The 26,679-nt window shown below is 48.0% G+C and carries 28 protein-coding genes; 11 read left to right on the top strand and 17 right to left on the bottom strand.

What is annotated here, in order from left to right:
* The first annotated feature begins 13 nt into the window (after positions 1-13).
* Positions 14-718, top strand: coding sequence for a 3-deoxy-D-manno-octulosonic acid kinase (locus AC2204_RS10025; RefSeq protein WP_318925359.1), 705 nt, complete (start codon positions 14-16; stop codon positions 716-718).
* Here the strand turns inward: AC2204_RS10025 and waaA are convergent.
* Positions 703-2,001, bottom strand: coding sequence for a lipid IV(A) 3-deoxy-D-manno-octulosonic acid transferase (gene waaA, locus AC2204_RS10020; protein ID WP_318925358.1), 1,299 nt, complete (start codon positions 1,999-2,001; stop codon positions 703-705). The two genes, AC2204_RS10025 and waaA, sit on opposite strands and share 16 nt — an antisense overlap.
* Before the next feature lie 283 nt (positions 2,002-2,284).
* On the opposite strand from waaA, the gene AC2204_RS10015 reads away from it, so the two are divergent.
* Entirely contained in the window at positions 2,285-3,337 is a 1,053-nt protein-coding gene (locus tag AC2204_RS10015) for a CDP-glycerol glycerophosphotransferase family protein (RefSeq protein WP_318925357.1), read from the top strand.
* Between the two features lie 4 nt (positions 3,338-3,341).
* Positions 3,342-4,118 (top strand): glycosyltransferase family 2 protein, encoded by a 777-nt coding sequence (locus tag AC2204_RS10010; protein ID WP_318925356.1) that lies wholly within the window; start codon positions 3,342-3,344, stop codon positions 4,116-4,118.
* A gap of 146 nt (positions 4,119-4,264) precedes the next feature.
* Here AC2204_RS10010 and AC2204_RS10005 read toward each other — a convergent pair whose 3' ends face one another.
* The 6 genes from AC2204_RS10005 to rfaD all read right to left on the bottom strand — a co-directional run bounded on the left by AC2204_RS10005 (position 4,265) and on the right by rfaD (position 10,054).
* Positions 4,265-4,990 carry a glycosyltransferase family 25 protein gene (locus AC2204_RS10005; RefSeq protein WP_318925355.1) on the bottom strand — a complete coding sequence of 242 codons (726 nt, stop codon included), beginning with the start codon at positions 4,988-4,990 and terminating at the stop codon, positions 4,265-4,267.
* 123 nt (positions 4,991-5,113) lie between these two features.
* Positions 5,114-6,196, bottom strand: a complete 1,083-nt coding sequence (locus AC2204_RS10000; protein ID WP_318925354.1) for a glycosyltransferase family 4 protein — start codon at positions 6,194-6,196, stop codon at positions 5,114-5,116.
* Between the two features lie 5 nt (positions 6,197-6,201).
* Positions 6,202-6,948, bottom strand: coding sequence for a glycosyltransferase family 25 protein (locus AC2204_RS09995; protein ID WP_318925353.1), 747 nt, complete (start codon positions 6,946-6,948; stop codon positions 6,202-6,204).
* A gap of 6 nt (positions 6,949-6,954) precedes the next feature.
* On the bottom strand, positions 6,955-8,136 hold the full coding sequence (locus AC2204_RS09990) for an O-antigen ligase family protein (RefSeq protein ID WP_318925352.1): 1,182 nt from the start codon (positions 8,134-8,136) through the stop codon (positions 6,955-6,957).
* A gap of 1 nt (position 8,137) precedes the next feature.
* The gene (lpxM, locus tag AC2204_RS09985; protein WP_318925351.1) at positions 8,138-9,094 is read right to left on the bottom strand and encodes a lauroyl-Kdo(2)-lipid IV(A) myristoyltransferase; all 957 of its coding nucleotides are present in this window, start codon (positions 9,092-9,094) and stop codon (positions 8,138-8,140) included.
* 15 nt (positions 9,095-9,109) lie between these two features.
* Positions 9,110-10,054, bottom strand: a complete 945-nt coding sequence (rfaD, locus tag AC2204_RS09980) for an ADP-glyceromanno-heptose 6-epimerase (protein ID WP_318925350.1) — start codon at positions 10,052-10,054, stop codon at positions 9,110-9,112.
* Positions 10,055-10,173: 119 nt separating this feature from the next.
* On the opposite strand from rfaD, the gene AC2204_RS09975 reads away from it, so the two are divergent.
* Positions 10,174-10,821, top strand: coding sequence for a TetR/AcrR family transcriptional regulator (locus AC2204_RS09975; protein WP_318925349.1), 648 nt, complete (start codon positions 10,174-10,176; stop codon positions 10,819-10,821).
* 69 nt (positions 10,822-10,890) lie between these two features.
* Here the strand turns inward: AC2204_RS09975 and AC2204_RS09970 are convergent, their stop codons facing one another.
* The 3 genes from AC2204_RS09970 to gpmM all read right to left on the bottom strand — a co-directional run bounded on the left by AC2204_RS09970 (position 10,891) and on the right by gpmM (position 14,392).
* Positions 10,891-11,613 (bottom strand): divergent polysaccharide deacetylase family protein, encoded by a 723-nt coding sequence (locus AC2204_RS09970; protein ID WP_318925348.1) that lies wholly within the window; start codon positions 11,611-11,613, stop codon positions 10,891-10,893.
* 72 nt (positions 11,614-11,685) lie between these two features.
* Positions 11,686-12,834: a peptidoglycan DD-metalloendopeptidase family protein gene (locus tag AC2204_RS09965; RefSeq protein ID WP_318925347.1), complete on the bottom strand. Its 1,149-nt coding sequence runs from the start codon at positions 12,832-12,834 to the stop codon at positions 11,686-11,688.
* A gap of 16 nt (positions 12,835-12,850) precedes the next feature.
* Positions 12,851-14,392, bottom strand: a complete 1,542-nt coding sequence (gpmM, locus tag AC2204_RS09960) for a 2,3-bisphosphoglycerate-independent phosphoglycerate mutase (RefSeq protein ID WP_318925346.1) — start codon at positions 14,390-14,392, stop codon at positions 12,851-12,853.
* Positions 14,393-15,053: 661 nt separating this feature from the next.
* On the opposite strand from gpmM, the gene AC2204_RS09955 reads away from it, so the two are divergent.
* From AC2204_RS09955 to cysE, 4 genes are all read left to right on the top strand, one after another.
* A complete protein-coding gene (locus AC2204_RS09955; RefSeq protein ID WP_318925345.1) occupies positions 15,054-15,494 on the top strand; it encodes a rhodanese-like domain-containing protein in 441 nt (146 codons plus the stop codon).
* 123 nt (positions 15,495-15,617) lie between these two features.
* Entirely contained in the window at positions 15,618-16,103 is a 486-nt protein-coding gene (gene secB / locus AC2204_RS09950; RefSeq protein ID WP_318925344.1) for a protein-export chaperone SecB, read from the top strand.
* 18 nt (positions 16,104-16,121) lie between these two features.
* Positions 16,122-17,141 (top strand): NAD(P)H-dependent glycerol-3-phosphate dehydrogenase, encoded by a 1,020-nt coding sequence (gpsA, locus tag AC2204_RS09945; RefSeq protein ID WP_318925343.1) that lies wholly within the window; start codon positions 16,122-16,124, stop codon positions 17,139-17,141.
* 192 nt (positions 17,142-17,333) lie between these two features.
* Positions 17,334-18,155 (top strand): serine O-acetyltransferase, encoded by an 822-nt coding sequence (gene cysE, locus AC2204_RS09940; RefSeq protein WP_318925342.1) that lies wholly within the window; start codon positions 17,334-17,336, stop codon positions 18,153-18,155.
* 54 nt (positions 18,156-18,209) lie between these two features.
* Here cysE and trmL read toward each other — a convergent pair whose 3' ends face one another.
* The 3 genes from trmL to AC2204_RS09925 all read right to left on the bottom strand — a co-directional run bounded on the left by trmL (position 18,210) and on the right by AC2204_RS09925 (position 20,843).
* On the bottom strand, positions 18,210-18,674 hold the full coding sequence (gene trmL / locus AC2204_RS09935) for a tRNA (uridine(34)/cytosine(34)/5-carboxymethylaminomethyluridine(34)-2'-O)-methyltransferase TrmL (protein WP_318925341.1): 465 nt from the start codon (positions 18,672-18,674) through the stop codon (positions 18,210-18,212).
* A 112-nt stretch (positions 18,675-18,786) separates the two neighbouring features.
* Positions 18,787-20,148: an envelope stress sensor histidine kinase CpxA gene (gene cpxA / locus AC2204_RS09930; protein ID WP_318925340.1), complete on the bottom strand. Its 1,362-nt coding sequence runs from the start codon at positions 20,146-20,148 to the stop codon at positions 18,787-18,789.
* Positions 20,148-20,843, bottom strand: coding sequence for a response regulator (locus tag AC2204_RS09925; protein WP_318925339.1), 696 nt, complete (start codon positions 20,841-20,843; stop codon positions 20,148-20,150). The genes cpxA and AC2204_RS09925 overlap by 1 nt, the downstream gene beginning before the upstream one ends.
* Before the next feature lie 196 nt (positions 20,844-21,039).
* Here AC2204_RS09925 and AC2204_RS09920 point away from each other — a divergent pair, with 196 nt between their 5' ends.
* Together AC2204_RS09920 and pfkA are read left to right on the top strand one after the other, a co-directional pair.
* On the top strand, positions 21,040-21,525 hold the full coding sequence (locus tag AC2204_RS09920) for a CpxP family protein (protein ID WP_318925338.1): 486 nt from the start codon (positions 21,040-21,042) through the stop codon (positions 21,523-21,525).
* Between the two features lie 554 nt (positions 21,526-22,079).
* Positions 22,080-23,042 carry a 6-phosphofructokinase gene (gene pfkA, locus AC2204_RS09915; RefSeq protein WP_318925337.1) on the top strand — a complete coding sequence of 321 codons (963 nt, stop codon included), beginning with the start codon at positions 22,080-22,082 and terminating at the stop codon, positions 23,040-23,042.
* 160 nt (positions 23,043-23,202) lie between these two features.
* Here pfkA and tpiA read toward each other — a convergent pair whose 3' ends face one another.
* A complete protein-coding gene (gene tpiA / locus AC2204_RS09910) occupies positions 23,203-23,973 on the bottom strand; it encodes a triose-phosphate isomerase (protein ID WP_318925336.1) in 771 nt (256 codons plus the stop codon).
* 418 nt (positions 23,974-24,391) lie between these two features.
* Between tpiA and AC2204_RS09905 the strand changes: the two genes are divergently transcribed.
* Entirely contained in the window at positions 24,392-24,739 is a 348-nt protein-coding gene (locus tag AC2204_RS09905; RefSeq protein ID WP_318925335.1) for a 5-carboxymethyl-2-hydroxymuconate Delta-isomerase, read from the top strand.
* Positions 24,740-24,797: 58 nt separating this feature from the next.
* Here the strand turns inward: AC2204_RS09905 and AC2204_RS09900 are convergent, their stop codons facing one another.
* The 3 genes from AC2204_RS09900 to AC2204_RS09890 form a co-directional block, all read right to left on the bottom strand.
* Positions 24,798-25,121: a DUF3135 domain-containing protein gene (locus AC2204_RS09900; RefSeq protein WP_318925334.1), complete on the bottom strand. Its 324-nt coding sequence runs from the start codon at positions 25,119-25,121 to the stop codon at positions 24,798-24,800.
* 165 nt (positions 25,122-25,286) lie between these two features.
* A complete protein-coding gene (locus tag AC2204_RS09895) occupies positions 25,287-26,030 on the bottom strand; it encodes a ferredoxin--NADP reductase (RefSeq protein WP_318925333.1) in 744 nt (247 codons plus the stop codon).
* Positions 26,031-26,043: 13 nt separating this feature from the next.
* Positions 26,044-26,664: a helix-turn-helix transcriptional regulator gene (locus AC2204_RS09890; protein WP_318925332.1), complete on the bottom strand. Its 621-nt coding sequence runs from the start codon at positions 26,662-26,664 to the stop codon at positions 26,044-26,046.
* Positions 26,665-26,679 lie beyond the last annotated feature (15 nt).

Raw genomic sequence — 26,679 nt, 5'->3', positions numbered from 1 at the left:
CAGGAGTTTCACCGTGAAAGAATTGTGTTTTGCTAACCAGCGCATCTGGTTTGACCCGAATTTGTTGCAGGAAGAGCCGGATAAATGTTTTGACCCGGCATTCTGGCAGCAAGGATCAAAAGTGATTGGTTCGGCACAAGGCCGGGGCACAACTTGGTTTGTTGAGGGGAAGACGTTACCGATGGCACTGCGGCATTATCGCCGTGGCGGGCTGTTTGGTAAGCTGGTAGAAGACTCATATTGGTTTCTTGGCTGGAGCAAAACGCGCTGCGCAGAAGAAACGTTATTGCTGCATAAGCTGGCGCAAGGTGGGGTGCGTGTTCCCCGCCCCGTTGCGGCGAGGGCGATCCGCTCAGGGTTAACCTACCGTGCCGATATTCTGGTCGAGAAGATTGATAACGCCAGAGATCTGGTAGCGTTGTTGCAAAAAAACAGCCTTCCCGACTCTGTGTGGCGGCAGATCGGGGCGACAGTCCGAAAAATGCATGATTTACAGGTTTGCCATACCGATCTAAACGCTCACAATATTTTGCTGGATGGTGACGAGCAGGTTTGGCTGATTGATTTTGATAAGTGCTATGAGCAGCCGGGCTCTAAGTGGAAAGAGAAGAATCTGGCCCGCTTACACCGCTCTTTTGTTAAAGAGCAGGGTAAGCGTGGTATCCGGTTTCAGCAAACCTGTTGGCAATGTCTATTGCAAGGTTACGCCGGGGCCTGAATCGAAAGCTGGTGGTTGAGAGCGGTTAATGTTTTGGCCACTGCGCCCTGATTTTGTTTGACCACCTTCAAAGCGGCAGCTCCCATGGCCTGGCATTGCTCAGGGCTCGCAAAGAGTTGCGTTAGCATCTGTCCCAGCTCCCGGGCATCGGCACAGATCCAGACCGCATCGGCGGAGCATAACTGCTCAGTAATGTCGGTAAAATTGTAAAAGCTTGGCCCGGTGAGCGCGGGTTTGCCCAAGGCGGCAGGTTCTAACAGGTTATGCCCGCCGACCGCCGCCCCGATCAAACTGCCGCCCATAAAGGTGATATCAGCAGCGCCCTGGAAGAGCAGCATTTCTCCCATCGTATCGGCCAAATAGATCTGAGTGTCGGTTGAAACCTCTGCATTGGCTGTGCGGCGCACACAGCTAAATCCGGTGTCCGCACACAGCTGTTCAACCTGATTGAAACGCTCAGGATGACGCGGCACGAGAATCAATAAACTGTCCGGGTACTTCTTCAGCACTAACCTGAACGCTTCCAATACTTGCTCATCTTCCCCCTTGTGGGTGCTGGCCGCGACCCATACCGGCCGCTGCGCACCTAACTGGCTGCGAAGATCTCTTGCTTGCTGCTCAATTGAAGCGGAAATCTCGATGTCATACTTTATTGAGCCTGTCACGGTGACATTCTGCTCTTTCATTCCTAACGCTTTAAAGCGCTCCGCATCATCATGATGTAGGCATAAAACATGGTCAATGTTGCGGGCGAGAAGATTGAAGATTGGCTGAAACTGGCGATAGCGAGCCGCTGAGCGGGCGGACAGGCGGGCGTTCATAATCATGATCGGAACGCCTGAGTCGTGAACCGTCGCGAGGGTATTTGGCCACAGTTCGGTTTCCATAATCAGCATTGCAGAAGGGTGTATCGTTTTTAAAAAACCTTTAACACACCATGAAAAATCAAGTGGCATGTAGCGGTGTTCAACCAGATCGCCCAGTTTAGCCACTTGCTCTGCGCCTGTGCTCGTTGTCGTTGTGACGACGATGGGTTGCTCCGGGTTTTGCGCTTTCAAGGCTTTAATCACTGGAATTGCAGCAATAGATTCACCCACCGATACGGCATGGATCCAGATAGGGCGAATGGCAGTGTTTTGGTAGCTAAGCAGTGGCGTAAAGCCAAAATGCTCTTTCCAGCGCTTGCCGAATGACGGCTTTCCTGGTTTTTTCTTATACAGGCCATAAAGCAGAAAAGGGGAGGCGAGGGAAAGTAATAAGGTGTAAAACCAGCGGATGAGCATGGCATGTTCCTTGATATCAGTCGGACAGTTTTCTTGACGGAGTATACCCAAACTACCCCAAGATGCGAGATTCAGAGTTAGATATGGGAATTCAAATTTCAGTGAGTCCTGCATTTTAAGGGGTAGCAATGATGTTGCGAAGGGTCTTAATGACGTTTTACTATTGCTACAACCATGCAAGGGTTAACAGCCATTTTCTGATATGATTACCGCTCAACGAGATCATGCTTTTGTACTTAGGCTTGTTTTATCAAGGCGCTTGTTTACACCGGGACTTTTATACATGCAGCAAACCACTAATAGCTTGAATGATACGCCATCATATCGTTTTTTATTTTATGTCGAACAAAATTATTCCTTTGCTATTTTGCGTCCACTGCAAGCTGTCGCGATTGCTGCTGGCCATCAGGTTAAGTGGTTGCTGGCAGGCGGTGAGGTGTCGAAAGATTTTCTTGCTGACGATGAAGAAGAGCTTCTCACCATCAAAGAGGCCGTAGCTTATAGCCCCAACGCTGTTTTTGTACCGGGGGACCGGGTGCCGTCATTTATTCCCGGCCTGAAAGTGGAAGTGTTTCATGGTTTAAACGAAAGCAAGCGAGGCAATGTATACCCTGAGCGGGGGATGTTCGATCTGTATTGTACCGAAGGCCATGAACGAACTGGTATGCTGGAACCGTTAGCTGAAAAGCGAGGCTATTTCAGAGTTAAAGAGACCGGCTGGCTAAAACTGGATAGTTTATTTAACTTCAAGTCAGAGACAGCATACTCAAGACCTCAGATCCTGTTTGCCTCGACATTCACCCCGAGTTTGTCCTGTGCTGAATCCGTATATGACGAAATTAAGGCGCTAAGCCAGCAAGGTGACTGGCATTGGTTAATCACCTTACATCCGAAGATGGATCCGCAAACGGTTGAGAAATATCGTCAGCTTGAAAGTGATAATTTAACCTTTTTCGATAATGATAAAGTGATTGAACTGCTTCACCGAGCTGACGTGATGGTTTGTGATAACTCCTCGATATTCCAGGAGTTCTTGTTGCTTAATAAACCTGTTGTCACCGTGAATAACCGTGAGGTTCAACCTTGTTTTATTAATATTACTGAGCCAGAAAACCTTGCGTCAGCGATAAGTGATGCATTGGCCCCAAGTAAAGAATTACAAACTCATATTAAACATTATGGCCCAGGTATTACGCCTTATCTTGATGGCCAGTCGGCTCATCGTGTTTTGGCTGCAGTCACTGAAATGCTGACTGAGGGTTGGCAGGATAAAAAGCCGGCGAATATTTTTCGCAACCTTAAAGTGCGCAAGAAAATGGGCTATTGGAAGTGGTAATCACATGCAAAAACATACACTGTCAGTTATTTTAATTACAAAAAATGAAGCCGATCGGGTCGAGAACTGCTTGCGATCCGTCGCATCCGTAGCCGATGAAATCATTGTCCTGGATAGTGGTTCGACAGATGAAACGGTAGAAATTTGCCAGCGTTTTACTGATAACGTCACAGTGACGGACTGGCCTGGTTTTGGTAAGCAAAAGCAACGAGCTTTAGATAAAGCAACTGGTGACTGGGTCTTGTCGATAGATGCCGACGAAGCGCTCGATAGCGACATGCAAAATGCGTTAGTTGCGTTACTTAAGCAGGAGACGATCGATAAAACAGCTTATCGTCTGCCTTGGGGAGTGACCCTTTATGGCAAGACGTTGAAATATGGGCGCAGTGCCCGCTCCGTGTTACGTTTGTTCAAGCGTGAGGGCGCACGCTATACCTTAGATGAAGTGCATGAAACGGTGGTTCCGGCTTCTGGCGATAAAGGTGTCATGCCTGGTTTTCTGTTGCACTACACTCATCGAGATTACGGCCACGGCCTAGATAAAGCGGCTCAGTATGCTTGGCTAGGTGCCCAAAAATATAACCGCAAGGGCAAGAAGTCCCATGGTTTGGTATTGGCACTGCTGCGTGCTATCTGGACCTTCTTCCATATTTATATAATTCGCCGAGGGTTCCTCGATGGTAGTGTGGGTTTTATTATCGCGATGACCTATGCCCAAGTGAACTTTAATAAGTATGTTGGGCTATGGCTGCTTGAGCAAGAGAGCAAAACTAAAAAATAGTGCCACCATTCTTGAAGAGCAATAGAAAGCCTTGCGGTATCATTGTTTGGATGGGCATTAAGGTATACTTGGAGAGAGTAACCGCCAAACTCCAAGTATATCGTATGTCAATGCAAGGGTACGGGAAATGCTGAAGCCGGTTTATTTTATCGAGATAGGTAAAACGAAATCTGGCTGATGAAATTACCTGCCATATTTCTTAATTTATACGCCAGGCAGATAACCCTAGTGCTAATGGACTTCTTCTGACTTCTATTTCTTTTTCCAATGATTGAGTCTTCTCCGCTGGCTGATACAAAATAGGGTTCTAATCCGTAGATGGCTTGTTTATGCATCCAGACATTGCGGATAAACACATCAACGGGAAGACAAAGTTCCTGGCTGTTATCAAGAAACGCCTTTGCCGTCGCTGGAGAAATGGCATAACAAGTGGCACATTGTGGTACTTTCAGGAAATTAGATAATGTCATACCATCAACTGTAGCGACTTTGTACTGAGGTTTTTTATTGGTTGTTTCCATCCGGATAAAACCGTATTTATCGATGAGTTTCTCACAGGCACTGAAAGCCTCAAGCACGCCATCTTTAATCGATAGATCATCTTCAAACACCAGAATAGACTGGTTCAAATCAACGCATTTCTGCCATGCCAGCATGTGGCTCGCGTAGCAGCCTATTTCACCCGGTGCTGCTTTTCTGCCATAATTGAATAGAAATTCTTTTTCATTGTATCTTTCCAGATAAGGATGATTTCCTTTTCTGCCATCAACGCCATCTATAAAATTAAAATTAATATGATGTTTATCAAGGGTATCTGTTACCTTTTTACGTCGCCTTAGGTTATCTGCAAGGCTTATCACAAAAGCTTCCATGTTTTCTTTTCCGAAAGTTATTATTTGTGTATTTAAAGTTGTTATTTAGTCTTTTTAGTTATTCGTATAATAGACTGAATTATTACTGGCTCGCCGCAACGGTACTTACGGCTTTTGATTTTGTTAGCCTTTATTACACAGTTTTTCAAAGTATGCGATGTGCTTATTCACGGTCTGTGCGGCATTGAATTCTTTATCCAGTTTTTGCTTAGCGGCGGCACTGAATTGAGAAATTTTATTTTTATCGGCAATGAGTTTATTCATCGCATCAGCGAAAGCATCGGCATCGCCGGCAGGGACAACAAAGCCGGTTTTGCCATCATCGACCAGCTCCGGTGAGCCTCCCGTAGTGGTCACAACCGAAGTCGTACCGTTGGCCATGGCTTCAATGATGGTGCGCGGCAGGCCTTCGCCGCTGATTGAAGGCTGAACCTGAAAATCGGCCATAGTCATAATTGAAGGGACATCTTTGCGGTGGCCAACTAAGTGAATGCGATCCGCCATCGGGCTTTGTGCGATTTCTTCTAAATGAGGTTCAAAGCCGCTGCCCACCAATAAAAGATGGAAGTTTTCATTTTTAATCGCGTATGTTGCTTTAATTAAAACTGAGATGCCTTTGCTAGGTCTGACATGAGCGGCACACACCGCAATAATATGATCGTCAGTTAATCCGAACTCACTTCTTTGTGTTGCCGGCACCTGATACCAATCCAGTTGGTGGCCTTTATAGATCGTGATCACATTATCTTTGATTTTCCAGACCCGTTTGGCTACATCTCGCCGAACCGCATCTGATACACAAATAATACCGTCTACACGAGGATTCAGGTGGGTCAGGTAGGCACTTGGATCATGACGATATAATCCTCCCGTCGTTCCGCGGTAGGTAATAACCTTTGCCTTGGTTCCGATGCTTGCCAAAATTGCATTGGGAATGGTTTTTGAGTTAAACGCGTAGAAAATATCATATTGGCCCTCTACCAGCTCTTTACGCATTTTCTTAATGGTGTCTAAACAGACCTTTCTTTTTGGATAGCAGTCAATGGTTTTAACTCCATGCGCATTAAACCGTTCAACATATGGCGCATTGCCTTGGGTTAAGACCGTCACTTCATGACCCTGCTTAACCATTTCGATGAACATTTCGGCTTCAGGGCGTACGCTGTTCCAAGCATGATTATATGAGCTGGCAATTAGGATTTTCATAGCACTCACTTATTATTGTTATTGATTTTGAATCGTAAGTTATGGATTTCGCGTTTAATCAGCTCAGTGAGGTTAAACCATTCGCGTTTACAGCGGGTTAAGAAGCTTCTCGGGGCTTTTTTGCCATAGCCAATATCCGATTCAAAGATCGGATCATTGGTCAGGCAAGCTGGTGACGTACCATAACATTCCACGTCATTAATCCAGAAGCGATCCATATAGATATCCACAGCCATGTACCAGCGTGTCGAGTGCTTTAGCATCTTTGTTGCCCCGGCTGGTGTGATGAAGTAGCCTGTTGCGCTCATATGACCTTTGCTAAACTTGCAAATCGTTATTGAATCGAGTTGTTTAACCGGATTGAAACTAAAGCATTTTCTTTTGTTATCAAACAGACGTATACATTCATAGTTATCCTCTAATTGAGGAAGGTGCTGGATGAACGCCTTAAATGCCTTAGGATAAATCAGAGCATCATCTTCAATTACAATAATAGGCTTATTGAGCTCAATACACTGTTGCCAAAGTTGGTAATGACTGGCATAACAGCCAATTTGGCCTTTGCTCAATGATTTACCTCGGTACAGTTGACTGAGACCGTCATCGTACATATCGAACAATGGGTGGTGGCCTTTGTGTCCATTGATGGCAGAAAAAATATGATAATTAACGCCAAGTTCATCAAGCTGCTTAGATATATGAGCTCTGCGATCAGTGGATGATTCTAAATTGATGACAAAAATATCGATCATAATAAATTAATTTTCTTCAGCTTTTGATGAATATGTGGCGAGACCACAAACCAATAACAGATACATAAACAGAGTTTGTCCATGGTTTAGCGGGACATCGGTTAAGGCTGCTATCGCGAATAATACTACCAGACCGATAATTTTATAGCGTTTACTTGATGGCTGCTTGTTGAGCTGAGTCAAGGGCACAACGAGTATCAATAGCATTAAAGCCAGACCAATCACGCCATTTTTGATCAGGCGGTCTAAATATTGGTTGTGATAGTGTGCAGGCTTAAAACGGTATAATGTTTCGGAAACTAACTCCTTTTTGTACAAAGATTGAAATTTATCGCTTTGAGAATCGCCGGTGCCGAGCAACCAGTCATTACTCAACAGGTATGGGCTGAGTTGCCACATTTGTAGCCTTAATCCAATCGACGTATTGAGGTTGCCGGCAATTATCTGCTTTGCCTCATGTTGTGTTTGTTCTATACGCTGCTCTAGCTGAGGTTTTAATGCAAAACCAGCCGTAAAGGTCATGGCCAGTCCGACTGTAATAAACTTCCAGTTTATTTGTTTACTTCTGAAGTGAAGCAGTAACATTAAGCCAGAAGCTATCCCAAATCCCAACCAAATCCCGCGGGTTTGACTGAATATAATGGCAGTAAGGCTAAATATTAACGAAATAATTGAGAGAACAAGCTCCGTTCTATTGCTGTGCTTCATGACCTGCGCAAGGGCGATGATGCCAATAGAGGCACTCAGTGTTGCCTGTGGAATGGCATTTATTGGCCAGTTGCTTCTAATCAACTCAGCAACTTGGCTGTAATAAATGGCAAAACCAGCACATGCAATAGCACCTATTAGGGTTAAACCTTGCAAGAGCCTGGGTGTTAGTAAATGTCTTGGGAAACAGAGCAACAATAGTGAAGCGCCGAGCAATGAGCGTATTTCCCGTGAACTTAGTCCGTGATAGTGATAGCTGAAAAGAGCATACCCGGTCGTGATTAACACTACCCACAGTGTTTTATCGCGCTTCAAGTTCTCTTTAATCGAGTCCAGACCATGGCTTATTAATGTTGCAATGATAGAAATGACGATCATAGCGATCATGGGTTTATCACCGCTTCTCATCACAAGCATTCCGCTGAACAGCCAAATAAAAGGCAGCAGGATCAGAAAGTGGGTTATAGCTTTTTTATTCATACTACTTTGTCACCTGATAAGGATTTTCCCCACCGTTCGGGCGGGTTTTCAGTAACCGTAAAATCCACATGTATTGCTCGGGCTTAACGCTAACGTAATCTTCGATACAGGCGTTCATGATACGGGCGTCTTGCTCTTCGCTCTCGCTCGGGAAGGGGGCGAGTGCTGGCTTGATGTCTATTTCGTATTTGCCAGTGTCATTATTGTACACGGCAAACAGTGGGACAATCTTTGCTCTACTTAGTTTTGACAGCCGTCCCAGACCCGAAATGGTTGCCTTGGTGGTGGCAAAAAAATCGACAAACACACTGTGTTCCGGGCCGAGATCTTCATCTGGCAGGTAATAGCCGAAGTAGCCCTCCTTGATCGAGCGGATAAAGGGCTTAATCCCCGCGCTTCGTTCATACACGCGCCCGCCATATTGCACTCGCTGTTTATGCATTAGCCAGTCAGAAACCTGGTTTTTCTGTTTTTTTATCATTCCCACCACGGGCAGGCCGCGAGAGGCAAGCAGTACTGCGGGCACATCAATGGCCCAGGTATGGGGAGCGAGCAAGATAGCATTTTGACCTTGGTCTTTTAATGCTGTCAGGTGCTCTTCACCACGAATAATGGTGTTGTTCTCCAGCCACTGGCGATTACGTACCGACAGCGAGGGAAACCCCATCAGGAAGGTACCTGCGGTGATAATGCTCTGCAGCAGTATCGCCTCACGTTCTTGTTCTGATTTTTCAGGGAAGCACATTTGCAGGTTTACCCGGGCACGGCGGTTGGCTTTGCTGTTTAGCTTCACGGCTTGTTTCGCAAATCCGGAGGCAAGTGCCCGGCGGACTGAATGAGGAAACAGGCAGATCAGGGTCGCGAGAGCTACCGCCAGCCAGGTTCCCCAGTATTTAGGGTGCAAGAAAGACCAGGAAAACGCCGGGTTATAAGCTTGCTTGTCATCATGTTCTGTCATCGGGATAGTTCAACGTTACTTATTAAAAATGGCCATGTACTCAGCCACGCCTTCGGCAACTGACTTGAACGGCTGGTTATAACCCGCCGCACGAAGCTTGGTCAAATCTGCCTGAGTAAATGTTTGGTAACGACCTTTCAGGTGCTCTGGGAATGGGACTGTGACTACTTCGCCTTTGCCATGGTGTTTGATCACCGCATCGGCGACGGCCTGGAATGATTCGGCATGGCCGGTGCCGCAGTTGAAGATACCCGACACGCCTTTTTCAAGGAACCACAGGTTGACTTTACACACGTCACCCACATAGACGAAATCACGTTTGAAGGTCTCGGAACCTTCGAACAGCTTTGGGTTTTCACCGGCTTTAATCTGACTGTTCAGATGATAAGCCACAGACGCCATGCTGCCTTTGTGCTGTTCGCGCGGGCCATACACATTGAAGTAGCGAAAGCCTGTAATTTGAGACAGTGTTTCGCCATGGACTTCTGCATCCTGCCAGATGCGGCGAACATAATTATCAAACTGCTGTTTTGAATAACCGTAGACGTTCAGGGCACCTTCATACTGTTTTTCTTCAATGAAGCCGTGATCGCGACCGCCATAGGTGGCAGCAGAAGAGGCGTACAGAAATGGGATCTGGCGCTCTAAGCAAAAATGCAGCAGCTCTTTAGAGTACTCATAATTGTTCAGCATCATGTATTTGCCGTCCCACTCGGTAGTTGCCGAGCAAGCCCCATGGTGGAAGATGGCGTCGATTGGGCCGAATTCATCGCCAGCCATGATCTGGGTGATGAAATCTTCCTTATCCATGTAATCAGCGATATCGAGGTCAACTAAGTTAACAAATTTAGTGCCGTCTTTGAGGTCATCAACCACTAGAATATCGTTATGACCTTGTTCATTCAGGGCCTTAACGATATTGCTGCCGATCATGCCGGCGCCGCCAGTTACAACAATCATGGGTTATCCTAATGCTAATACATTGATCGAACGGCTTTCGTTAGCCACCGTTACAAATATCGGTTATGAGTTATGATAATATCAAGCGATAGCCATTGGGTGAAGGAAGTGAGAAGCGCATGAAAACCCGCGACAGAATTATTCAGGCCGCACTGGAACTCTTTAATGAGAGTGGTGAGCCTAACGTTACCACCAACCATATAGCTGCTCATTTGGGGATCAGCCCCGGCAATCTCTATTATCACTTTCGCAATAAGGAAGAGATTATACACTGTATCTTTGATGAATACGCCCGCGATCTGAGTATTCGTTTTCAGCCCCAGGCAGCATTTGATGCGACGGCAGAAAGTTTGCTGGCCTACCTGGATGCCGTGTTTATGTTGATGTGGCGCTATCGTTTTTTTTACGCCAACCTGCCAGATATTCTTAGCCGTGATCAGGAGTTGCAGAGGAAGTATTTACAAGCTCAGGAAGAATTACACAGCAATATCATGGCATTGATGAGCAGCTTCAAAGAGAGTGGACTGCTGGATCTGGACGAAAATGAGCTGTTAAGCCTGGCTAACACGCTAAAATTAGTGGCATCGAGCTGGATTTGTTATCAGACCACTCAAGTCCCGGGCGCTAAAATCACCAAAGGGGTGATTTATCAAGGGGTATTACAGATGCTAAGTATTGTCCGTCCTCTGACGACGAGTGAAGGAAAACAGCGGGTGCTCCAGCTCGAGTCGCATTATTGTGATCAGGTACAGCGTGACGTATCGTAATAGCCGGTTTCTCTGTCGTCGGCCTTTAATATCCCGCCGCTGACAGTATGGTAAAGAGTCAAATTGGTGCTACATCTGCAGATACAGCTCTGATAGCCGCACCAGTCTGACCTGCTGCTTCTCTACTTCAGGCAACCACTGTTGCAGCGTCTCCAGAGTCTCGGGATAGGGGTGGCCAATGGCTACCACATAACCCTCCTTCCGGGCCCGTTTCAGGGCTGATGCTAACTGTTGTCGGATAAATTCCCGGGTGCGGAAGTGATCGAGAAAAATATGGCGGCGCAGTGCGGGCACACCGTTGGCTTGCGCCCGGTCGAATGCCACGGTCTGGCTGGTGGTTCGGCTATCCAAAAAAGAGAGGCCTTGTTCTGCGAGCACCGTCATCACCCAGTCCATCGCTTGGGTATTCTGGGTCAGTCCGCTTCCCATGTGATTATTGATGGCTATCGCATTGGGGACGCGGCTGAGAGCATGGCGCAACGTTTGCTGTAGTTCTTCCCGGAGCATACCGGCGGTCAGTGTTGTCAGTTCTAACGGGGCCTGCCGTTGTGGCTGCATGGGCATATGCAGTAACGTATCCCGGTTTTCTCGTGCGGCCTGATGCGCGGTGGCCAAATCAAAAGGAGTATCGGGCAGAATGGAGATGCTGATTTCAGGTGGTAACGCAGAGAGCTGGAGCGGCATGGCCTGATAGCCTAAATCATCGATCACGATCGCTAACCTGGCCGCCGGGACGGGCCTTGCCATAAGTAGAATGATCAAAAAAGAGAAACAAATTGCGTTCCGTCGCATGTCGTCGTTCCTGGTAATCTTTGTGGTTGAGCTTAGGCTCCCTGATTTTGCAATCAGGATAGGCTGTTAGGGTTATTTTGTTAGCCAGTTTCTTGGATTTGTCGGGGTCCCTTTACGGCGGATCTCAAAGTACAGGCCCGAACGTTCCTGACCGCCGCTGACACCCACCAAGGCGATGGCTTCGCTTGCCTGTACGGTGTCGCCGACTTTTTTCAGCAGGGTTTGGTTATAGCCATAAAAACTCATATCACCTTTACCGTGATCGATAGCGAGCATTAAGCCGTAGCCGCGCAGCCAATCGGCAAAAACCACCTTTCCGGAATACACGGCCTTGACCTGACTGCCGGAAGGTTTACTGAGCACCATCCCTTTCCAGTGTAATTCGCCTTTCTGAACCGAACCGTAAGTATGGAGTACGGCGCCTTTCACCGGCCATGGCAGCTTACCCTGATGTTGGGCCAGACCGTCCATCGGGATTTGCCGGGCAGCTTTCGCTTCGGCTTTTGCCTTGGCAATTTCTGCCAGCAGGCGTTTTTCGTTGGCGTGCAGCTCAGTGAGGTAGTGGTTATCGGAGTTAATCTGATTTTTAATGCTGGTAAGGGTCTTCTTGCGGTGCTTTTGCCTCGATTCTAAGGTGCTTTTTTCGGTTTTCAGCTGAGTAAGTAAGATCTGCTGTTGCTGGCGTTGCTGGGCTAATTCATGGTGCTTGAGCTGTAACTCGGTATTGGTCGCCGCTAACTCATTAAGTGCCTGGCTCCGCGCCTGGCTTAACCGCTCGGCGTAAACCGACATCCGATCGAGCTCCGTACTTTGCTGGCCACTTAGCAGGCTCGCCAGTTGATCGTTTTTTCCTTGCCGATATTGGGTATCGAGCAATTCTTTCAGCATTTCCTGCTGGCCGACCTGTAACTGCTGGAGCTTAGTCTGATCGCGCTCAAGCTGGTTGATGGAGCGGTTGAGCGTGTTGAGCTGGTTGTCTGCCTGGTGAATTTTCTTCGCCGTTTGTGCAATGTCCAGCTCTTGTTGTCTGAGCTCTTTTTGCAGGGTGTTGAACTGGGTCTGCTTACTGCCAAGTTGGTTCTGCTGGCGTGAGATTTCCTGTTTGACGCCATCCAGCTGATTTTTACTGGTTGCGACGCTTGGCTGAGAAAACATCAGGCATAATAAAGCGCCAGTGCATAATGCACTGGCGCGGATAGTATGGTTTAGGTGTGTGATCATATCCCGCATGGGGGGATTATTTCAGATCAAACAGAACCTGACCAGTCATCTCTGCTGGGATTTCGAGATCTGACAGGCTAAGCATGGTTGGTGCTAAGTCAGACAGTTTTCCGCCGTCTTTCAGAGTCAGGTCTTTGTTGCCCACATAAATCAGCGGTACCGGCAGGCTGGTATGCGCGGTATGAATACCACCGGTCTCAGGGTTGATCATCATTTCAGCGTTACCGTGATCCGCGGTGATTAACAGCTGGCCATCGACAGATTTAATCGCTTCGACAACCTGACCAATACAGCTATCAAGCGCTTCACAGGCTTTAACTGCCGCGTCGTATACGCCCGTGTGGCCAACCATGTCGCCATTCGGGTAGTTACAGATAATGGTATCGAATTCGCCGCTTTTGATTGCGGCAACCAGCTTCTCGGTCAGCTCTGGCGAACTCATTTCTGGCTGGAGATCGTAGGTGGCAACTTTTGGTGAAGCGACCAGTGAGCGTGTCTCACCGTCAAATTCGTCTTCCACACCGCCGTTGAAGAAGAAAGTCACGTGAGCGTATTTCTCTGTTTCTGAAATACGTAGCTGCTTTTTGCCTTTCTTCGACAGCCATTCACCCAAAGTGTTTTCCAGGCTTGCCGGTGGAAACGCTGCTGGAAGGTTAATGTTTGCAGCGTACTGAGTCAGCATCACGAAATCAGCCAATGCCGGCGTTTGTGCACGTTCAAAGCTGGTAAAATCGGCTTCAAAAGCACGGGTGATTTCACGAGCACGGTCAGCACGGTAGTTCATGAAGATAACCGCATCGCCATCCGCCATGATTGCCGCTTCCTGGCCTTTAGCACGGATTTCAGTTGCTTTAACGAACTCATCATTTTCATCACGGGTGTAAGCATCTGTCAGGCCCGCAACCGCAGAATCAACCGTGAACTCAGCTTTCGCTGCTGTTAGCAGATTATAGGCAACCTCGACACGATCCCAGTTGTTGTCGCGGTCCATGGCGTAGTAACGGCCAATCAGGGAAGCCGTACGACCTTTGCCCAGCTTTGCAAATAGTGCATCGAAACGCTCCAGTGATGCCTGTGCGCTACGCGGCGGAGTATCACGACCATCCAGGAAGCTATGCAGATAGATTTTTTCTGCCCCGCGCTTTGCGGCCATTTCGATAGCTGCGGCAATGTGGTCTTCGTGGCTGTGAACGCCACCCGGCGACATCAGGCCCATGATGTGAACCGCTTTTCCGGCCTGAATTGCTTTATCCATGGCATTAACCAGCGCTTCGTTTTCGAAGAAGTCACCGTCAGCAATAGACTTAGTAATACGAGTCAGATCTTGATAAACCACGCGACCGGCACCGATGTTAGTATGACCAACTTCAGAGTTACCCATCTGACCATCAGGAAGACCGACATCCAAGCCGGAGGCTGAGATCAGTGTGTTTGCTTCGTTTGCAATCAGAGCGTCCATTACTGGTGTCTGAGCGTTTGCAATTGCATTGTTTTCATTGTCTTCGCGATAGCCCCAGCCATCCAGGATCACTAAAGCCAGTGGCTTTTTAGCAGACATAGGTTGTCCTCTCATAAGTTAAAAATCTGATACCAATTACATTAAACATCTGATGTTACGGAAAATGTTTCAGGCAATGGGTATGGAAGATTGTAATTTTACTACAACTATTGCCATAAACTGTAGGGTAAGATCAAACAATGTTGTCAATAAATTGTTATCTTCCTACATAAAATATATTCATTTATTGCTCTGAGTGTAAGCCCTGCGTCACAGTTTTTTCTATTTCATTGATTGGTAGGAGCTTGTTTACCTCTTATACTATACCCAAACTGCCTCAGGTTGCTTGGTTCAGAGCTACCTCAGGGGATGATGTTCAAGGTAAGCGAGTAAAGGTCTAGCCCTCTATGCCAATCTCGTTTAACACTGACTTCATTTCCAGACAAGCGCCCGAAGGGCGAGTATCACTGGCTTTTATTATTCGTTAGGTGTTTTTTAAAGGAACCACTCTTCATAAAAATGCCTGCCTTGCCTAAAAGCCAATGAATCCTGCAACTTGGCGTGGTTTGGGTATATGAGCACGGGAGCAAGTGAGCCAGTGCGCGGAATTGTGGACTGCTGCTGTTACAAGGCAGGCGACGCAGGTATACTCAGATTCCTTTTTGAGCCGAGTTTAGCCCTACTCTTGGATGTTTAGTTTTAGGTATATAGAGCGAAAGTCATGCAGCAATATATAGATTTTGTTACAAGTAATCCTATTTTATCCCTTGCCTGGGTTGGCCTGGTTGTGGCGATCATTGCGTCAGTTGTGAAGCAAAAGGCCGCTAGCTACACCGTGGTGGCGCCTAACGAGGCGACGGTATTGGTCAATCGCGAAAATGGTGTGTTTATCGATATTCGCTCTCGAGACGAGTATCGCCAGGGCCATATTGCTGGCGCACTTCACATTTTGCCAAGCCAAATTAAAGAACAGAATATTACTGATCTTGAAAAATACAAATCGGCCCCAATCATTGTGGTATGTAAAACAGGTCAGACAGGGCAAGAGAGCGCAAATCTGCTGAGTAAAGCCGGTTTTGAAAACGTTAACCTGCTAAAAGACGGTCTGATTTCCTGGAATGAAGCCAATCTGCCACTTATCCGCAGCAAAGGTAAGAAGTAACTGGCAGGAAGTAACATCAGGTTATCGTTAATAATTTTCGCAGCTTGTGATGCTTTCAGGCCACCGTTGCGAATGTATGAATCATCTCATGTGATGAGATTGTAAAGATAAAAGGACTCAAAGATGGCTGAAGCAGCAAACAACGAAGCACAACAAAACTTCCAGATCCAGCGTGTATTCCTGAAAGATGTTTCTTTCGAGGCACCTAACTCACCGGACATGTTCCAGAAAGAGTGGAAGCCGGATGTGAAACTGGATCTTGATACCCAAAGCCGTGAATTAGGCGAAGGTACTTTCGAAGTTGTGTTACGTCTTACTGTAACTGTGAAGAATGCTGAAGATACGGCGTTCCTATGTGAAGTTCAGCAGGCCGGTATTTTCACTGTAGCAGGCATGGAAGCATCTCAGCTAGCACATTGCCTGGGTGCATTCTGCCCGAATATCCTGTTCCCGTATGCACGTGAAACCATTTCCAGCCTTGTTGTGAAAGGGACGTTCCCACAATTGAACCTGGCGCCGGTTAACTTTGACGCACTGTTCATGAACTACCTGCAAAATCAGGCTGAAGCCAATAAAGCTGAGCCTAATACCACAAGCACTGAAGCTTAATCACGACTATAAGCCGATATGAATCAGAACGCGACGAACAATGCGATCACAATGACCGTACTCGGTGCCGGCTCGTACGGTACCTCGCTGGCCATTTCTCTTGCCCGTAATGGTGCCAATATCATCTTATGGGGGCATGAGCCGGAGCACATGGCACAGCTGGAAATGGATCGTGCCAATGAAGCGTTTTTGCCAGGTGTACCGTTTCCTGAGTCGCTGATTATCTCAGCGGACTTGGAAGCTGCCGTACAGGCAAGCCGTGATTTACTGGTTGTCGTACCCAGCCATGTCTTTGGCGAGGTACTGACTAACGTAAAACCTTTCCTGCGTGATGATTCACGTATCTGTTGGGCCACCAAGGGACTGGAGCCTGAAACCGGACGCCTGCTGAAGGACGTTGCGGTTGAGGTGCTGGGTGATAAGGTGCCATTAGCCGTTTTATCCGGTCCGACCTTTGCGAAAGAGCTGGCGGCGGGTATGCCGACCGCGATTGCGGTTTCATCTCCGGATGATGCGTTTGTGCGTGATCTTCAGGAGAAGATCCACTGCAGCAAAACGTTTCGTGTCTACAGCAATTCCGATTTTATTGGTATGCAGTTGGGTGGCGCCGTCAAAAACGTCATTGCAATTGGTGCCGGTATGTCTGACGGCATCGGCTTTGGTGCCAATGCCCGTACTGCGTTGATCACCCGCGGCCTGGCGGAGATGTGTCGTCTTGGTGCTGCGCTGGGTGCCCAGCCGGAAACCTTTATGGGGATGGCGGGACTCGGCGATTTGGTACTGACTTGTACCGATAACCAATCCCGTAACCGCCGCTTTGGGCTGGCGCTGGGGCAGGGTAAGTCGGTCGAGCAGGCTCAAATCGATATTGGTCAGGTCGTCGAAGGGTACCGCAACACCAAAGAAGTCTGGGCCCTCGCTCAGCGTTATGGTGTTGAGATGCCGATTTCCGAGCAGATATATCAGGTACTGTATCAAGGTAAAGATGCCCGGGAAGCCGCGAAAGACTTGCTGGCTCGTGAGAAAAAATTCGAATAGCGGCTATTTTGCATCGCTACTTCGTTAGTAAAAGCAACGTGGGCTGAAAAGCACGCGTTGTTTTTTTTTCTAAGCCCGTTAAAGTTAAAAGGTCATGGTGACACCAATCAGCACCATTCTCTGTTTGTTCAGATGATTATGCTGACAGTATGAGTTATTACGAGATTATTAAATAGATAAGCAGAGGGCGATGTGAGGGAATGTCAACAACATGAGGTCTGGCAGGCCATCAAGCAAGAAGCGAGAGAGCAGTCAGAACAAGAGCCGATGTTAGCCAGCTTTTATCATGCGACGATTATTAAGCATGATAACTTAGCCTCAGCACTGAGTTATATTCTGGCCAATAAACTGGCCACCCCATCGATGCCGGCGATGGCTGTTCGTGAGGTGATTGAGGAAGCCTTCGCGGCCGATTGCATGATCACAGAATCGGCCGCCTGTGATATCCGGGCGGTGGTCGAGCGTGACCCTGCGATAGACATGTATTCAATCCCTCTGTTGTATCTTAAAGGGTATCACGCCTTGCAGGGCTACCGTGTTGCGAACTGGTTGTGGAAGCATGATCGTGTCGCCTTGGCCGTGTATTTGCAAAACCAGATCTCAGTGACCTGTCAGGTCGACGTGCACCCGGCGGCGACGATTGGTCAGGGCATTATGTTTGACCATGCTACCGGTATCGTAGTGGGTGAAACCGCAGTGATCGAAAATGATGTCTCGATCCTTCAGGGCGTCACACTCGGCGGTACCGGTAAAGAAAGTGGCGACCGTCATCCGAAGATCCGTGAAGGGGTGATGATTGGTGCCGGCGCCAAAGTACTGGGAAATATCGAAGTCGGGGAAGGGGCCAAAATCGGCTCCTGTTCTGTGGTTCTCAATCCGGTGCCGCCACACACCACGGTCGCGGGTGTGCCGGCCAAAATTGTGGGGCGCCCGAGCAGTGCTAAGCCATCGATGGATATGGACCAACAATTTAATGGCAGTGACAAGACCTTTATTGCGGGTGACGGGATATAAACCAGAGACGAGAGGCGAGTTACGCTCGCTTCTCGTCACTCATACACGCCCCTTTTAGACCGAACCTTTAAATCCCAATTGGCGCCATGCCTCATAGCCAATGATGGCCGCTGCATTGGACAGGTTCAGGCTACGGCTGTCAGGGTGCATGGGAATACGCAGACGCTGTTCAAGCGGCAAGCTTGCAATAAATTCTGCCGGCAATCCACGGGTTTCAGGGCCGAAGATCAAGACGTCGCCTTCTGAAAATTGGGCATTGGTATGGTAGTTAGTGGTTTTCGTGGTACACGCAAACAACCGGCGGCCAGCCATCGCTGCCATGAACGCGGTAAAATCCTTATGTCGATGGACATGGGCCAGATCATGATAGTCCAGACCGGCACGACGCAATTTTTTCTCTTCCAAATCAAAACCTAAAGGCTCAATCAGGTGTAGGTTTGCACCGCAATTTGCGCATAACCGGATAATATTCCCGGTGTTAGGGGCGATCTCAGGTTCGTAAAGGGCAATATTAAACATATTTTTTAGAAGGCGCGCTGCTGGAAATTTGGGTTATTGTGACAAGGGTGGGAGTAACAAGCAAATTGTTTACTTGTTACTCTTATTCACCAAGTTCGAGCTTAGTCACACGCTAGCGGTTCAGTGGCAGTCTGATGGTTACTTGCAATCCGCCGAATGGGCTGCGGCAGGCAGTGATGGTGCCGTTATGCAGCCGAATAGCACTTTCAGTGATAGCCAGTCCTAACCCCGTCCCTCCACTGCTGCGGTCTCGGGCGGTTGAAACCCGATAGAAGGGGCGGAAGATGCGATCCAGTTCATCGTCTGGCACGCCTTCGCCATTATCGTCAATGACGATATGTAGCATGTCGTTTTGTTCGCTGAAATGGACGGTGACCTCATCATTGCAGTACTTTATCGCATTACGAACGACATTTTCCAAGGCACTGATCAGCAAGTTCGGACTGCCACTGAGCGGCCACTTCTCAAGCGTGTCGCAGGTAAATGTTTTGTGGTTCTGTTCAGCTTCAAAGCGGGCATCTTCCAGCATCTCATCCCACAGGCTGCTGGCATCAGTGGCTTGCTGATGTTCATGGCTGGTGAGCTGCATACGGGACAGCTCCAGCAATTCACTGATCATTTTTTCCAGTCGCTCTGCCTCCGTATCAACACGGCTCAGCTCTTTGCTTTTCCCTTGCTTGCGCTGGGCCAGTGCGGTGGCCATGCGCAGGCGGGTCAGAGGCGATCGAAGTTCATGTGAGATATCTGAGAGCAGGCGTTGCTGGCCATTGATCATCTGGTTAATGGCCTGCACCATCTGGTTAAAGCTCGCCCCGGCCTGCTTAAATTCTGTCGGGCCGGTTTCCAGCGTCGGATCGGCTTTAAACTGCCCCGTCGCCACGCGCTCAGCAGCTTGCTGTAAGCGCCGGGCCGGAATACTGATCGCCCATGCCAGCCATAGCAGCAACGGGGTGCTGACCAGCATGGTCACCAGCAGGAGCGGGAAGGGTTTATCCAGGATCTGGACGAAAAAGGGAGGAGGCTGACGCCAGATTCGGGCGACATACATCAGGGCGGTTTGTTGTTGGTCAGTAACCGCAAAGGGGCCCGCTATCATTCTGCGGCCGTACAACCTTTGTTTGGGGCTGGCGGGATCATCGGCAATGGTAATAAAATTTCGCAGAGCCTTATTATGGCCGTGAGGGGTAATAATTTCGCCGTCGGTGGTGGTGAAATAGATCTGAAGGCCTTGGTGGCGATCCCGCTCGGTAAAGCGCTGCAGTTTACTTTGCAGCGGGCCGTTTTCATTACGTAGCTGTTGAGAGATCTCTTGTGCCGAGCTTTGCATCCGTCCAAGATGCCGTTCCCCAATGGTATGCTGCGCCCGGGGGTCCAGGTTGGGTAGCAGCACAATCGTTACCACGACAATCAACAGTGTCAGCCAGAAAACAGCAAAGATACGGCCGTATAAACTCGAAAAGCCCGGTAATCGCATTAAATCTCCTCAACCAGCAGGTAGCCTTTTCCCCGCAAGGTTTTAATCCGCGGTTTGCCGTCAGCCCGCTCGGGGAGTTTCCTTCTCAGATTGGAGACATGCATATCCAGGGCACGGTCAAATTGTGCAAGACGTTTACCCAGCACCTCAATACTGAGTTCCGTTTTGGCAATGATTTTCCCCGGATGCTGGATAAAATAACTGAGTAAGGCAAGCTCAGTGCCTGTCATCTCAATCGAACGTTCACGGCAGAAGACTTCCTGTCGGCCCGGATAGATCTTAATATCCTGATAGAGTAAACATTCCGGTGCGCTAGAGCGGGTGTCATTGGCGGCGCTTTGAGATCGGCGTAAAATCGCACGCATTCGTGCCAGCAGTTCCCGATCACTGAACGGTTTCGGCAAATAGTCATCAGCCCCCAGCTCCAGCCCGATGACCCGATCGATCTCTTCGCCCTTTGCTGTCAGCATTAATACCGGTGTGGTATGGCTTTCTCTTAATTTTCGCAGCATTTCAGTACCGTTCATTTTCGGCATCATCACATCGAGCAAGATAAGATCGACGCTGCTATCTGCTTTTAACAAGCCTTCTTCGCCATTATTGGCCTCAATGACCTCAAAACCTTCCATTTCCAGGATGTCGGTTAACAGAGAGGTGAGCTCGGTATCGTCATCGACCAATAGAATCTTTGCCATACTTACGCCTTTCGTTTCGCTATAAATACATGCCATTAATGACGTGACACGCTTAATGACAGTATCTCTGAACTCTCACTAACAGCCAAGTTAATGTGAGTAAGCTTTACGCAGTTTTACGTTCATTCGACAGCACTTTACCTTACAAGGCGTACGCTAATGACATACCGGTTAAGGTCACTTGGAGAAGAACATTATGATGACATTCAAAAAAGCACTGGTCATGGCGATTGCACTGCCACTGACACTTGGCTCTGCGTCAGTACTGGCGTACGGCGGTAGTGGTCATAACGGCGGTAAACATAACGCTTGTGATATACAAGGTGGGCGACAAGTTTTCCGCGCGCTGGCTCTGACCGATGCCCAGCAAGATGAAGTGAAATCACTTCGTGGAGCAAATAGATCCGCGATGATGACGCAGCGTCAGGGCCTGCGGGCGGCAATGCAGGCGAATCATGATCAAATGCAAGCTTTGCTGCTGGCTGACAATTTTGATGATGTCGCGGTGCGGGAGTTGGCCGAAAAGATGTCTGGCGAACAAGCAGAGCAGCGTATGGCGATGTTAGAAAATCGTCACAAAATGCTGAATATTCTGACCCCAGAGCAGAAAGAAAAATATAAGCAGCTGCAGTCAGAACGCAGGGCTAAATGTGAAGCGCGCTGGGCAGAAAAAAACCAGTAAAAACGAAAGTGGGTCCATACTGATAATGAAGCTGCAACCCGTGTTGCGGCTTTTTTGTGTTTATCAAATGTCTTTTTTGTTTATCTTAATTACCACAACAAACTTTTTTTGTTATTAATTTTCATCACAAAACAGCTATACTGCGGGATATTAAGCAGTAGATACGCATAGGTTTGTCCCGTAAGCGCTTGTCAATATTGTGTGGTGAGCATGGATGTACCCACGGTTACCGCCTGTTGTTAACGCTTTACTGGTGGCTTTGGCGACAGAATATATACTTAAGAAACCAGCCATCCGGTTGGATCGCGTTTTTTAGGTTAGTTGTCAATCCTACTGCTGGCGGTTTTATTTCATATTGCAATTGACCTCAGTCCGAAGTGATCGTGATATGAATCAACAAAATTTATTATCAAAATTGTAATACTCCTACATTAGTAGGAAAGTTACAGTTTACGCGAGCATGAGTCGGTCAAACCGCTTATGGTGCCGAGAGGGGGAACCTCGGTAACTCGTGCCGGATTTGATTTTTCAATTCCCAAAGTCAGAGGGTAACCATGATTAAGAAGATTGGTGTTTTGACCAGTGGTGGTGACGCACCTGGTATGAATGCAGCGGTTCGCGGTGTGGTACGTGTTGCGTTATCAGAAGGCCTGGAAGTTTACGGTGTCTATGACGGCTATCAGGGCCTCCACCAGAACCGTATCCAAAAGCTAACTCGCACAAGTGTATCAGACGTGATCAACAAGGGAGGGACTTTCCTTGGTTCAGCACGTTTTCCTGAGTTTAAAGATGAAAAAGTACGTGCTCAGGCGATCGAAAACCTGAAGATTCACGGTATCGATGCCTTGGTTGTTATCGGTGGTGATGGCTCTTATATGGGGGCGAAGAAGCTGACAGAGATGGGTTACCCATGCATCGGCATCCCGGGTACCATTGATAACGATGTTGCCGGTACTGATTACACAATCGGTTATCTGACGGCTCTTAATACGGTAATCGACGCGATTGACCGTCTGCGTGATACATCGTCTTCTCACCAGCGTATCTCTATTGTTGAGGTAATGGGGCGTCACTGTGGTGATTTGACTCTGATGTCTGCGATTGCGGGTGGTTGTGAATACATCATCACGCCTGAAACTGGCCTGCATAAAGAGCAGTTGCTGGCGAAGATCAAAGAAGGTATCTACAAAGGTAAGAAGCACGCCATCATCGCGATCACAGAGCTGATGACTGACGCGAATGAACTGGCTAAGTACATTGAAGATGAAACTGGCCGTGAAACCCGTGCCACCGTACTGGGTCATATTCAGCGTGGTGGTCAGCCTACGGCATTTGACCGTATCCTAGCTTCTCGTATGGGAGCTTATGCTGTTGAGCTGTTAATTAAAGGCGAAGGTGGTCGTTGTGTGGGGATCCAGAACGAAAAAATGGTTCACCACGACATCATCGATGCGATTGAAAATATGAAGCGTCCGGTCCGTAAAGATCTTTACGAACTCGCGGATAAGCTGTTCTAAGCAAGCATTTAATCGCTTAAGCTGATATATAAAAAACCGACTCACCGAGTCGGCTTTTTTTAGGCTCAGAGCCGAGTAACGCGAGCCGCGACACTCGATACGGAGACAAAAAGACCACCCGAAGGTGGCCTTTGAAAATAACTATCGCTTAAAAGCGGTATTATTTTTTGGCTTCAGCTGCTGCTTTTGCAATAGCTGCAAAGCTTTTCGCGTCAAGAGCGGCACCGCCAACCAGAGCTCCGTCGATGTCTGGCTGTGCGAAGTATGCTGCTGCGTTTTCTGGTTTAACAGAACCGCCGTACTGGATAACAACATTCTTAGCAACTTCTTCGCTTTGCTCTGCGATGTGAGCACGGATTTGAGCGTGGATACGCTGTGCATCTTCAGCTGTTGCCGCTTTACCCGTTCCGATTGCCCAGATTGGTTCATAAGCGATGATTGCGCCTTCAAGAGCTTCAACGCCTTGAGTTTTGATCACAGCGTCAAGTTGACGTGAACATACGGCAACGGTTTCGCCCGCTTCGTTCTGTGCTTCAGACTCACCAATACATAGTACAGGAGTCAGGCCGTTTTCTTTTAGGAATGCGAATTTCTTAGCAACAAACTCGTCAGACTCAGCGTGGTATTCACGACGCTCAGAGTGACCGATGATGATGTGGCTTGCACCGAAATCTTTAAGCATCGCAGGAGACATATCACCGGTGAATGCACCGCTGTTGTTCAGGTCAGTATTTTGGGCACCAAGAATGATCTTGTTACCGCCTTCAGCGATCACACGCTCAGCAAGATCGATATAAAGTGCAGGTGGAGCAACGGCAACGTCAACACCCGTAACGCCTTCAAGTTCAGCGTTAAGGTCCTTAAGTAGGTTAGAGACCATTTCCTTGCTACCGTTTAGCTTCCAGTTACCCATAACTACAGGATGGCGCATAGCTTTTCTCCAAATCAATTTAATGTAAATAATTAAGACCAATCTTATTAAGTAACGATACACCCCGATAACGTGCGGAATGTGTGGTTATTTAATCGGACTGGGAAAGACTATTACGTAATAATATAACAGTTTTGGTTGAAATTTTTACTGTTCAAAATCATTAATGTGTTTGGTTGTACCTTTTTCCCGCTAAAAAGTGAACTCCTGAAGCCGAATTTTTCCTCAATAAACTATTTTATCTGGTTATTCCAGACAAAAAAGAGAGTGATCACGGGCTGAGTTTCCATCCAATAGCTTAGCTTATCGATTCGGTATCGGGTAAGTTGGCAGGTGAAACTTTGCACAACGTAAGGTATTTGCCGTGTAAGCTTATGCCGTCGGTGGTGAGCAGATGAGGGATCATGGAGGAGAAATTGTGCCTAATTTGGTGATGGAGTATTCCGATCCGGTTGCGGAGCGTGTCAATATACAAGGGTTACTGGAAGATTTGCATCGGGCGCTGTTAATCAGCGGGTTGTTTGAGCCGGATTCGGTAAAGTCCCGCTCTTATCCTTGTCATAGCTGGCAGCTCGGTGAAGAAGGCGATCGCAAAACCTTTATTCATCTCGGGCTGAGCATGCTGGCGGGTCGCCATCCTGAGCAGAAGCGGCAATTGTCTCGGGACTTAATGTCGGTTCTGGAGCAGCATGCCAGTATGATTAATAGCTTAACCATCGATATTCGAGATATGGATCCTGAGTGCTTTTTGAAAGTCAGTGTATAACGGAGCTTTAGGTGTTTGATAAATATACACCCCGGAGATCTTCCGGACCAGCTGACGTTCAGTTCTTTGGCTGAGAGGGGCGATTGAAGGGCTTCACTTCAGCCAGGTGTTCAGTCAGGGTTTCAGGTGCATTGAGCGCCTGGGCAAAGCGCTTGAGATGCTGCTGTAACTCCGACATCAATAGCACATTGGTGTGATTGGGGTTTTTACCTCGGTTTATTACCTGGTTGATATGGCTCATTTGCGCCCGTAGTCGAGGCTGCATCAACGGGCTGGATCCGACAATGATCTCTTCGCTCATGCGCAACCGTAATGCTTCCAATTCTTCTGGTTTGCTTTCTGCCATTATTTTGAGTTCATCAAAAGACGGTAATGTCTGCATCGCGATTTCCCTGCCTGTTATCCTCTCAGGTACTATTAATCTTAGTGCTGATCGTTGCGGTTGTTCTCTTTTATTTAAGGTAGATCAGCCTGCGGGTGCAAGGCTGACTCATTTATGAGAATTTCAGATGGGACCAAGATGAGACGGCAGGATAACTTGAGATCGTTACCAGTAATGCTCCATGGTGATCTGGCCGGGTTTGCTACGGAGGTTTTTTACCAGTCCTCTTGCCTCCAGGGCCGCTTTGGTGTCTCTGACCATTTCCGGGTTGCCGCACAGCATTACCTGACTGCGTGTTGGCTCAAGGGAAAGGCCCACATGACGTTCTAACATGCCATCAGCAATCGCCAGCGGAATTCGTCCCGGCAAGCTCAGCGGAGCCGGTTCTCGGCTGACAAAAGGCTGGACGATGAACTGATCGGGATGCTGCTCTTTAAGGGCATTAATTTCAGCCTGGTAGCTGAGGTCAGAGGCAAAGCGAACGGCATGGATTAACACAATTTTACGGAAGCGTTTCCAGACTTCCTGTTCACGTAAAATGGACAGGTAAGGGCCAATGGCGGTTCCCGTTGCAAGCATCCATAGGTGCTCGCTCTCGGGTATTTCATTGAGGGTAAAATAGCCGCTGGCACGGGCGGAAATAAATACAGTGTCGCCGGCTTTAAGCGCATGAAGACGAGGGGAGAGCAGGCCGTCGGCTACCCGGGTGGCATAGATTTCGATTTGGTTGTCGCTCGGCGGGTTGACAAAGGAGTACGCGCGCTGGATCATTTTGCCATTGATTTCTAAGCCGAGCTTGGTGAACTGGCCGGCTTTAAAGGGTTCGATGTTAGCGTGTAAGACCAGGCTAAACAGGTCATTGTTCCAATGACGGTTGTTTATTACCTCTGCAGGGATCCAGTCAGCCATAATATTCTCCTCACTATTTAGAACTAAGAATTCGATAAGCGCAGCGTCTCTCTCCGGCAATAATGTGTTCACTTCTTACGATCTGATATTCATCACCCAACAGGCGCTGGAACACAGAGAGTTCTGTTTTACATAACGAAGGACAGCGGAGTGCGGCATGGCAAATCGGGCAGTGGTTTTCCACCAAAATAAAATCGTTACCGTCTTGCTGAAGTTCAGCCATGTAACCTTCCTGCTCCCTCAGTGTAGTCAGTATTTCTAATTTTTCTTTTAAAGTTGAACGGCTTGCTAATGCCTTTTGGTATTGTTCAAAAGTTTGATTCGCTCGACGCTCTATGATTTGGTTTAAGCCTTGGGTGCCAAAGATATCTTCGACAGAATCAATCATTTGAATAATGAGTTCGCCATGGCGATCGGCAAAGCGGCGATGTCCCTTGGCGGTCAAGTTCCAGTGTCGAGTTGGCCGGCCAACTTTGACTTTTACGTCTTGAAAATCAACCAAACCGTCATCCTCCAGTCCCTGAAGATGCTGCCGTACCCCCATCGTGGTGAGGCTGAATTCCTGTGCCAGCACCTTGGCGGTTACAGCCCCTTCCCGTTTCATATGATAGAGGATTTTATCTATAGTTTTCATGTCAACCTGTCTATT

It is taken from the genome of Photobacterium sp. (genome assembly GCF_057456235.1).
Note: the sequence above shows the minus strand (reverse complement) of the source record. Positions and strands in the feature narration are given on the sequence as shown.

Excerpts from the sequence above, each read along its gene's own strand:
- waaA (WP_318925358.1), bottom strand. The coding sequence starts at position 2,001 with ATGCTCATCCGCTGGTTTTACACCTTATTACTTTCCCTCGCCTCCCCT.
- AC2204_RS10015 (WP_318925357.1), top strand. The coding sequence starts at position 2,285 with ATGCAGCAAACCACTAATAGCTTGAATGATACGCCATCATATCGTTTT.
- AC2204_RS10010 (WP_318925356.1), top strand. The coding sequence starts at position 3,342 with ATGCAAAAACATACACTGTCAGTTATTTTAATTACAAAAAATGAAGCC.
- AC2204_RS10005 (WP_318925355.1), bottom strand. The coding sequence starts at position 4,990 with ATGGAAGCTTTTGTGATAAGCCTTGCAGATAACCTAAGGCGACGTAAA.
- AC2204_RS10000 (WP_318925354.1), bottom strand. The coding sequence starts at position 6,196 with ATGAAAATCCTAATTGCCAGCTCATATAATCATGCTTGGAACAGCGTA.
- AC2204_RS09995 (WP_318925353.1), bottom strand. The coding sequence starts at position 6,948 with ATGATCGATATTTTTGTCATCAATTTAGAATCATCCACTGATCGCAGA.
- AC2204_RS09990 (WP_318925352.1), bottom strand. The coding sequence starts at position 8,136 with ATGAATAAAAAAGCTATAACCCACTTTCTGATCCTGCTGCCTTTTATT.
- lpxM (WP_318925351.1), bottom strand. The coding sequence starts at position 9,094 with ATGACAGAACATGATGACAAGCAAGCTTATAACCCGGCGTTTTCCTGG.
- rfaD (WP_318925350.1), bottom strand. The coding sequence starts at position 10,054 with ATGATTGTTGTAACTGGCGGCGCCGGCATGATCGGCAGCAATATCGTT.
- AC2204_RS09975 (WP_318925349.1), top strand. The coding sequence starts at position 10,174 with ATGAAAACCCGCGACAGAATTATTCAGGCCGCACTGGAACTCTTTAAT.
- AC2204_RS09970 (WP_318925348.1), bottom strand. The coding sequence starts at position 11,613 with ATGCGACGGAACGCAATTTGTTTCTCTTTTTTGATCATTCTACTTATG.
- AC2204_RS09965 (WP_318925347.1), bottom strand. The coding sequence starts at position 12,834 with ATGATCACACACCTAAACCATACTATCCGCGCCAGTGCATTATGCACT.
- gpmM (WP_318925346.1), bottom strand. The coding sequence starts at position 14,392 with ATGTCTGCTAAAAAGCCACTGGCTTTAGTGATCCTGGATGGCTGGGGC.
- AC2204_RS09955 (WP_318925345.1), top strand. The coding sequence starts at position 15,054 with ATGCAGCAATATATAGATTTTGTTACAAGTAATCCTATTTTATCCCTT.
- secB (WP_318925344.1), top strand. The coding sequence starts at position 15,618 with ATGGCTGAAGCAGCAAACAACGAAGCACAACAAAACTTCCAGATCCAG.
- gpsA (WP_318925343.1), top strand. The coding sequence starts at position 16,122 with ATGAATCAGAACGCGACGAACAATGCGATCACAATGACCGTACTCGGT.
- trmL (WP_318925341.1), bottom strand. The coding sequence starts at position 18,674 with ATGTTTAATATTGCCCTTTACGAACCTGAGATCGCCCCTAACACCGGG.
- cpxA (WP_318925340.1), bottom strand. The coding sequence starts at position 20,148 with ATGCGATTACCGGGCTTTTCGAGTTTATACGGCCGTATCTTTGCTGTT.
- AC2204_RS09925 (WP_318925339.1), bottom strand. The coding sequence starts at position 20,843 with ATGGCAAAGATTCTATTGGTCGATGACGATACCGAGCTCACCTCTCTG.
- AC2204_RS09920 (WP_318925338.1), top strand. The coding sequence starts at position 21,040 with ATGATGACATTCAAAAAAGCACTGGTCATGGCGATTGCACTGCCACTG.
- pfkA (WP_318925337.1), top strand. The coding sequence starts at position 22,080 with ATGATTAAGAAGATTGGTGTTTTGACCAGTGGTGGTGACGCACCTGGT.
- tpiA (WP_318925336.1), bottom strand. The coding sequence starts at position 23,973 with ATGCGCCATCCTGTAGTTATGGGTAACTGGAAGCTAAACGGTAGCAAG.
- AC2204_RS09900 (WP_318925334.1), bottom strand. The coding sequence starts at position 25,121 with ATGCAGACATTACCGTCTTTTGATGAACTCAAAATAATGGCAGAAAGC.
- AC2204_RS09895 (WP_318925333.1), bottom strand. The coding sequence starts at position 26,030 with ATGGCTGACTGGATCCCTGCAGAGGTAATAAACAACCGTCATTGGAAC.
- AC2204_RS09890 (WP_318925332.1), bottom strand. The coding sequence starts at position 26,664 with ATGAAAACTATAGATAAAATCCTCTATCATATGAAACGGGAAGGGGCT.